Source organism: Streptomyces sp. NPDC005799 (assembly GCF_040630525.1).
Lineage (GTDB): Bacteria > Actinomycetota > Actinomycetes > Streptomycetales > Streptomycetaceae > Streptomyces > Streptomyces griseorubiginosus_B.
On the sequence record NZ_JBEXXQ010000125.1, the window covers coordinates 1 to 6,975 of the forward strand.

Genomic DNA, 6,975 nt, shown 5'->3' on the forward strand with positions numbered 1-6,975 from the left:
CCGGGAAAGAGGACACGGGCCGACCATCAGCCCACTACACTCACCGAAACCGCCCCTGAACAGGGAAAACGTCAAAGTGCTGCTGGAGTACTAGTACTCCAGCCGTAGATCGTGATCACGAGTTGAGCTGTCGTGGTCGTGGCCATGGGGGCTCATCGGTCATTACGGGGGAAGGCTTACTGCCCGTCGAGTCGGAGTGCAGCAATCACGTACAGGCTTCCGGACACTGTCAGAAGCAGAAAGGCGAGAACCGTGTGGACGACGAGACCTCGCCCCGGGGCAAGGCCCAGATGTGCCCTGGCCGCACGGCTCACGCGGGGTCTGGGGACCCCTCGCGCGGCGTTCGCGTCCGCCTTCTCGATCGCTCGGCGCAGCTTCCTGCGGCTTCTCTCGGTCGTGACACCCAATCGCACACCGTGGGCGTCGCGCACCAACAGGGTCCGGTACGTGCTGCCGTACGAGAAGGTCGTCAGCAGCCGGACGGTGGTGATCCGGTTTAGGTCGACGGACCGTTCGCCGGTCAAGGTGTGCGCAGTCAGGTGCGACGATGAGTGCCGGAACGGGGCTCGCTCCTCGCACAGTGCAGTTAGCAGGACGAAGCCGACAATCGCGGACAGCAGGCCGAGCACGATCGGTGTACCTTCCGGGACTACCCCCGCCCTGGCCAGCCCGTAGCCGCCGAACGGTAGCAGAAGGACCGTCACCGCCAGGCCCGATCCCATGCGTGCACGCGCCACACTGCGGCTTGTGGTTGCTTCCACTGACGCCCCCGTTTCTGCCGGCAGACATCAGCATGCATGCGCGGCGGACCTTTGCGTATTGCCTGTGTCCGGCAATTTTCGGCTCGGGATCCATCGGGTCCGGGCCCCAGTACCAGCAGGACTGCGTGATCTCGTCGTTCGTCACGGAACAAGACAGCCACCGCGTCATCTTGGTGAGGTGTGTGGACTCTTCGTGACGTGACCGGAGAGCCTGACAGAACTGGGCTTCACTAAGCCGCGGTGGCGAGGCCGAATCCGCCGACCGAGGCGCCCGTGGACCGCCCTTGTCCCAAGCCCGCCGCCATCGCTGCACCGATCGGACGCCGACCCGTAACTCCTTCACGATCACCGAACTTGACTCACCCACAGCGAACCGCTCGGCCGCCCTCAACCGGATCCCCTCGCGGAACTGCCGGCGCTCATCCGACAGACCGCCGCCCTGCGCATACCTCATAAGAGATGGCGTACCGCGAGGATCAAGCTCTGTCCGCGACTACGACAACCCGAGTTCAAGCTCAGTAACTGCAGCCTACGCCCGCGAGCTATTGCAGCGGCATTTGCCCTAATCCACCTTGAGGGTGCTGGTCGGCCGGATTCGTCCTCGGGGAGGGGCCGGTTGCCATGATGGTGGACTGGCTTGCGGCCCCGTGCTCATTGCCGACCTCTCAGGTACGTGAGAACAGCCTGGACACGCCGGTTGGTGTCGCTACTGACCGGCAGGTTCAGCTTGGCCAGCAGGCTGCCGATGTGTTTGCCCACACCTGCTTCGGTCAGGGTGAGGATGCGGGCGATCGCCGCGTTCGAATGCCCCTCGGCGATCAACGCCAGCACCTCACGCTCCCGCGGCGACAGGTGACGGAGCGGATCCCGCTGGCGTTGCATCAACTGCCGTACTACCTCGGAGTCGATGACCGTACCTCCGGTGGCCACCCGCCGCAGTATCTCCGCGAACTCGGCGACGTCGCCCACCCGGTCCTTGAGTAGGTACCCGATGGCCCGTCCCTGGCCCGAGGCGAGCAGCTCGTCGGCGTAGCTGTGCTGCACGTACTGGCTCAGCGCCACCACCGCCAGGCCGGGGTCGGCGTTGCGCAAGGCCACTGCGGCGCGCAGGCCCTCGTCGGTGAATCCGGGTGGCATGCGCACGTCGGTGACCACCAGGTCGGGCCTGGTCTGCTGTACCGCCGCGACCAGCCCGTCGGCGTCACCGACCGCGGCCACGACCTCGAAACCGAACCGGGGCAGCAGTCCGATCAGCCCCTCACGGAGCAGGACCGAGTCTTCGGCGATCACAACGTGCACGGCAGCTCCACCCGCACGATCGTCGGCCCTCCGACCGGGCTGGAGATCAGCAGCCGGCCCCCGGCCGCCGCCGTGCGGTCGGCCAGACCGGTCAGGCCCGTACCCCCCGACGGGTCCGCCCCGCCGCGTCCGTCGTCACGCACCTGCACGGTCAGTATGCCGTCCGAAGGTCGGACGGTCACCGCGGCCTCGCAGGCGGCCGCATGCTTGACCGCGTTGGCCAGTGCCTCCGACACCGCCGCGAACGCCACCGTCTCCACCCCTGGCGGGAAGCGACCCGGGTCGGCGTCCACCTCGACCTCCAGCGGGCTGCCTGCGGCCAGTTCCTCGATCGCGGCGCGCAGCCCCAGTTCGCGGAGCGTTCGCGGGCTGATCCCCCGGATCAGATCCCGCAGTTCGACCATCAACGCCTTGGCGTGTTCGTGCGCCAGGGCCATCGGCTCTTTGGCCGGAGAGTCGGCCGGCAGGTCCAGCTTGGCCAGACCGAGCTGCATGGTCAGGCTCACCAACCGCTGCTGAGCGATGTCGTGCAGGTCTCGCTCGATCCGGTGGCGCTCGGCGTCGAACGCGTCCGCCAGCCGCGTCCGCGACCGAGCCACCTCGACCAGTTCGGCTGCAGCCGGGTCCGGCTCGGCGCGCAGCAGCAACCGGGCGAGCCCGGCATGCGCTCCACTGAACATCGCGGTCAGGTACGGCATCGCCGGGAGCAGCAGCACCCCGAGTGCGGCCCGCCAGACCACGTTCTCCACCGGTGCTGCGGCCGCCAGCTGATGGTGCACCGCGATCGGTGTGGAGACCACCACCAGGCCGACGACCCCCAGTACCCCCAGCCACAGCGGCGCGATCACAGCCAGCAGCAGCAGATACGCCACCGCCCGCCAGGCACCCGGATCGGTGTAGACGCCGTTGTTGTGCCGCGAGACGACCGGCCCGTCGTCGGCCAGCCGCAACCGCCACCGCTCCACGGCCGCCACCGCAAGGGCCAGCCACGGCCCCACCAGCGCGAGGAGGCTGACGCCGAGCAGACCGAGCGCGGTCGCGGCCAGTGCATACCAGCCCGTGTCGGTCCCCTCGTTCATGAGTACCGCCACGGCCAGCACCAGGGGAGCGAGCAGACAGGTCAGCACGAGCCAGACCAGGCCCGACACCACTGCCGCCGTCGCGGCGTACACCACCCCGCGCCATGGCCACACCGAGACCAGGAACCGAGGTCTCATCATCGCCCTGAGCAGGGTATCGGCCGAGGTCATGGGCCCAGGCTAGGCGCACCCGGTCGGCCCGAGCCAGGACGCTGGGGCGAGTCCTGAGGTAGGGCCAGCCCTCCCTTCCCACCCCGCGCCGCAGCACAGCTCGTCCGCGTGCACACCGGTAGGTCCGGGCGCGGCCACCGGCAGGTAGTGCCACACCTACCCCAGGAGTAGGTCCAGCGGGCTGCCGGCGGTTGCCGACGGCCGCCTAGCTTGGGCGCATGCCCGCCCACCTGCGCTGTGCGGCCGATCCGACGAGGAGTCACCTTTGAGCACCACCCACGCCCGGAGGCTGAACGCCGGGCTCCTGGCCATGGCCCTTGTGCTGGCTGTCGCGTTCTTCCTGGCGCCGCCGCTGTTCTTCCCCGGCCCGTTCGACGACTTCCCGCGCGCCTTTGCCGCGTACTGGTCCTCGGGCGGCGGCCGGGGCTTCCCGCCCGACCTCCAGCACCTTGTCGACCAGCAGTTCGGCTATCACCTGGTACGGGTGGTGATAGCCCTGCCGCTGCTCGTGGTGCTGGTGGCACTGGCCGTCCGGCTGCGGCGGTTCCGACTGCCGCTCGCGGTGCTCGCGCTCGCGGCGGCGGCACTGCTGATCTTGAATGTCCAGGGGTTCGTGTCGCCGTTTGGCACGCTGCTGCCGCTTCTGGCATCCCACCCCGCCAACGCTGATCTGACCGCCGACCTGGCCCAGGCCCGGGACCAGCTCGCACACGGCCCGATCTCGCCCGCGCTGCACGTGATGCTCGACGAGTACGTGCGATGGCACGTGGTGAAGGGCGTGCTGTCCGGGCTCCTGGCAGCCGTCCTCATCGGCCTGTCCGTGGTGGCCTGGCGTCGGGGTCGGCGCCGGTGGTACAGCCTGCTGCCGACAGTCCCGGCCGTGGGTGCGCTGGTGGTCGTCGTGGCCAATGTGACCACCGTGGTGAACCCCGACCCGGGGTTCTTGCTGCTCCTCCAGGGCAGTTGGTGAGCTCCGATCACCCATGAAGTGGCTCCTGTAGAGCGGGGGCGGAACATCCCGCACACCCTCTCGGGGAAGCGGGACCAGGCCGGACCCCGGCGTCGCAGCAGCCAGGGCGGCAAGCCGCCTGGCTTCGACCGCGAGAAGTACAAGCCCAGGCACCCAGTCGAGAACCGGGATCGGCTTGCTCAAACAGGCCCGAGGCATCGGCGACTGGCTACGACAAGCTCGCCGTCTGCTACGACGTCACCGTCCAACCCGCCCTGATACGGCAGGCCCTGTGACCACATCTCGAACCCGCCCTGGGGTCGCGCCGGCCTTCCGGATGGCACCTGCAGAAGCTGACCGACAGCCGCGGTTCCGGCCGGGGCGTCATCCACGCCGTCGACTTCGGGGAAGCACCCACCGGGGCCCCGCCGCTCACCCACGCGTAGCCCACCGGAGCATCGCCCGCTAACGGCATGTTCTGGACCCGATCCTCAAGGGGTGGCTCGCGGACGGCACCGAGAGCCTGCGCGAGGTCACCCAGGACGACGTCAAGTTGGCATCGCCAACCGCAGGCGGGACGCCGGCCCGCTCCATCCACATCGTCCTGCGGAACGTCTTCCGTGCTCTTCGGCAGGAAAGCGCGATCTTCCGCGATCGCACCCGCGGCCTCGTCTTCGCAGAGATCGACAAGACCCCGCCTTCATGCCTTCGGACTGGCTGGCCGGCGTCCTCAACCACGCGCGAAACGACTTCCAGCGCTGATGCGGTCCCGAAGGGGGTGAAGGGCTCTCGTGCCGGCAGGGAGCCCCAGGGCGCCGGACCCGGCTGTGAACGCCCGTGTGCGGCCCGGCCCGGTCACACGTCGGCCACGTTCCGGTAGAGCGAGGTCTGCTGCAGCAGTTGACGGTCGTCCAGGAAGTTCTCCAGGACCCGGCGCCGGGCACCGGCCCCCAGAGCACCCGCAAGGCAGTGATCACCCACCAGACTGCTGGTCTGCGCGGCGAAGGACACGGTGTCGCGGGGATCGTCGAGCAGAATGCCGTGGACTCCGTGCTCGATCTGGTCACGGATGCCACCGACGGCGCTGGCGACGACCGGGCGTCCCTTCCACATGGCCTCCGTGACGGTGAGGCCGAATCCCTCCGCCAGGCTCTTCTGTGTCACCACCGCCGCCGAGCACTGCAGGGCGTTGACGATCACCGCGTTCTCCTCCGCATCGGCCATCGGCAGACAGACCAGGTGCGCCCGAGTTCGCACCCGATCCGGCAGCCGGTGCCACAGCGCGGCACATTCCGCGAAGACCCGCCCGCCTTCGGGATCGTCGGTGACACCGGTGACGTCCGGGCCCACCAGGGCCAGGTGGGCCCCGTCCAGGCTGCCGCCGGCCTCGGCGAACGACGTCAGCACGCCGGCCATGTCCTTCAGCGGGTCCCAGCGGGAGACCTGCACGATGAGGGGCGCGTCAGCGGGTGGCGGCGAGGCGCTGCACAGGCAGGAAGGATTCCGCCGTACCCGGCCCGTCGAACCGTCGTGCATCTCTCCGCGTCCACGGCGCGCCCAGAACGTTGCGCACGCGGCGGGCATGGACTCCATCCCACCGGACATATGGGATCCGCCCTCCATTCGACGACCAGAGATCTGATCCGCCATGGCCGAGGTACACGATCCGCCCTCTGACTACCGCACCCTCGAACCCCCACGGGTCCGTTCCTTCGCCTCCGTGGCGGCGCGACACCTGGACCAGGAGATGAGCAGGGCCATCCTTCAGGTGCGTGCCGAACTCGACCGACTCACCGACCTCGCCACGAGGCGGTCGTTGCTCGCCCTCCGTCGGCGCCGCTCCTCACCTCACTAGGACTACCCACACCGGTCCTGACGGACGACGCGTGTGGCGACGTCACGACCGACTGCCCCTCGTGCCGCTGGGCCCGCCGGTCGGCCGCCACCACGCCGACGACGGCTTTCCCTCCCCTGCTCCGCAGGAGTCCCTTTCCTCCCCCGCCCCAAGGCGGGGGTATCCATGGAGGAATCCTGATGACCGACCCGCTGTGCCGCCTCGCCCCGTGCGCGGGCGGCCCGGCGCGGCAGAGCGGTCGAGCGGCCGACAGCAGCTACAGCCAGTTACTGCGCCGCCGCGACCGGACAGACAGGCACCAACCCCGAGACATCACTCTTTCAGGTGCATGCGCGGCAGAAGAGCGCGTATCGAATCCAAAGAAAAACTGTACTGGCCGCAGTAGACATTGGCCCGCCCCAGGGCTACAGTTTCCGTTGTACCCAGGAAGTCGATGAGGGCACGGCAGACACGAACTGCCGTGCATGCACGTCCAGCAGGACGCGGCCTCGCAGGGGCCGCGAGCACTACCCGCAGGATCCAGCAGTACAACGATCAACCGAAAGTAAGGAGCAGACGCCATCAGGATCGCCCGGGCGAGGAAGAGTCCGCCCGGGTACCGCAGGCCCCGGATTGGAAGGTGGTCCCCGGTCACGCATCCGCGATCCCCGCAGCCCCGCCCTCCCAGGCGAAACCTGCGGACATAGAAGGCCGGCACAGTTCGCCGGCAGATGGTGTTGAAAGCTCGGGGCCTGGGTGCCGAACGGCCCCCCGGCCCCCCGACGCGGGCCCCCAAAGAATAGGGGTATTCCCCCAGCCCACAACCGGCCCCGCGGAACTCACGCCGACGACGACAAACCCCCCAACACCATGGGCCCGGCC

General features: G+C 68.9%; 6 protein-coding genes and 1 pseudogene. 2 read left to right on the forward strand and 5 right to left on the reverse strand.

The window, feature by feature from the left end:
- Positions 1-176: 176 nt before the first annotated feature.
- From ABZ453_RS49755 to ABZ453_RS49770, 4 genes and pseudogenes are all read right to left on the reverse strand, one after another.
- Positions 177-629, reverse strand: coding sequence for a hypothetical protein (locus tag ABZ453_RS49755; protein ID WP_359026504.1), 453 nt, complete (start codon positions 627-629; stop codon positions 177-179).
- Between the two features lie 418 nt (positions 630-1,047).
- Positions 1,048-1,215 (reverse strand): annotated as a pseudogene (locus ABZ453_RS49760) (helix-turn-helix domain-containing protein); the annotation flags it as partial.
- Positions 1,216-1,412: 197 nt separating this feature from the next.
- On the reverse strand, positions 1,413-2,051 hold the full coding sequence (locus tag ABZ453_RS49765; RefSeq protein ID WP_359026514.1) for a response regulator transcription factor: 639 nt from the start codon (positions 2,049-2,051) through the stop codon (positions 1,413-1,415).
- The gene (locus ABZ453_RS49770; RefSeq protein WP_359026506.1) at positions 2,048-3,310 is read right to left on the reverse strand and encodes a histidine kinase; all 1,263 of its coding nucleotides are present in this window, start codon (positions 3,308-3,310) and stop codon (positions 2,048-2,050) included. Before ABZ453_RS49770 ends, ABZ453_RS49765 begins: the two co-directional genes overlap by 4 nt.
- A gap of 265 nt (positions 3,311-3,575) precedes the next feature.
- Here ABZ453_RS49770 and ABZ453_RS49775 point away from each other — a divergent pair, with 265 nt between their 5' ends.
- Complete coding sequence (locus tag ABZ453_RS49775) at positions 3,576-4,280, forward strand: hypothetical protein (protein WP_359026508.1); 705 nt, start codon at positions 3,576-3,578, stop codon at positions 4,278-4,280.
- A gap of 834 nt (positions 4,281-5,114) precedes the next feature.
- Here ABZ453_RS49775 and ABZ453_RS49780 read toward each other — a convergent pair.
- Positions 5,115-5,795, reverse strand: a complete 681-nt coding sequence (locus ABZ453_RS49780; RefSeq protein WP_359026510.1) for a glycosyltransferase — start codon at positions 5,793-5,795, stop codon at positions 5,115-5,117.
- Positions 5,796-5,907: 112 nt separating this feature from the next.
- On the opposite strand from ABZ453_RS49780, the gene ABZ453_RS49785 reads away from it, so the two are divergent.
- Positions 5,908-6,114 (forward strand): hypothetical protein, encoded by a 207-nt coding sequence (locus ABZ453_RS49785; RefSeq protein ID WP_359026512.1) that lies wholly within the window; start codon positions 5,908-5,910, stop codon positions 6,112-6,114.
- Positions 6,115-6,975 lie beyond the last annotated feature (861 nt).

Coding starts and splice junctions, on each gene's coding strand:
- ABZ453_RS49770 (WP_359026506.1), bottom strand. CDS start 3,310: ATGACCTCGGCCGATACCCTGCTCAGGGCGATGATGAGACCTCGGTTC.
- ABZ453_RS49785 (WP_359026512.1), top strand. CDS start 5,908: ATGGCCGAGGTACACGATCCGCCCTCTGACTACCGCACCCTCGAACCC.
- ABZ453_RS49780 (WP_359026510.1), bottom strand. CDS start 5,795: ATGCACGACGGTTCGACGGGCCGGGTACGGCGGAATCCTTCCTGCCTG.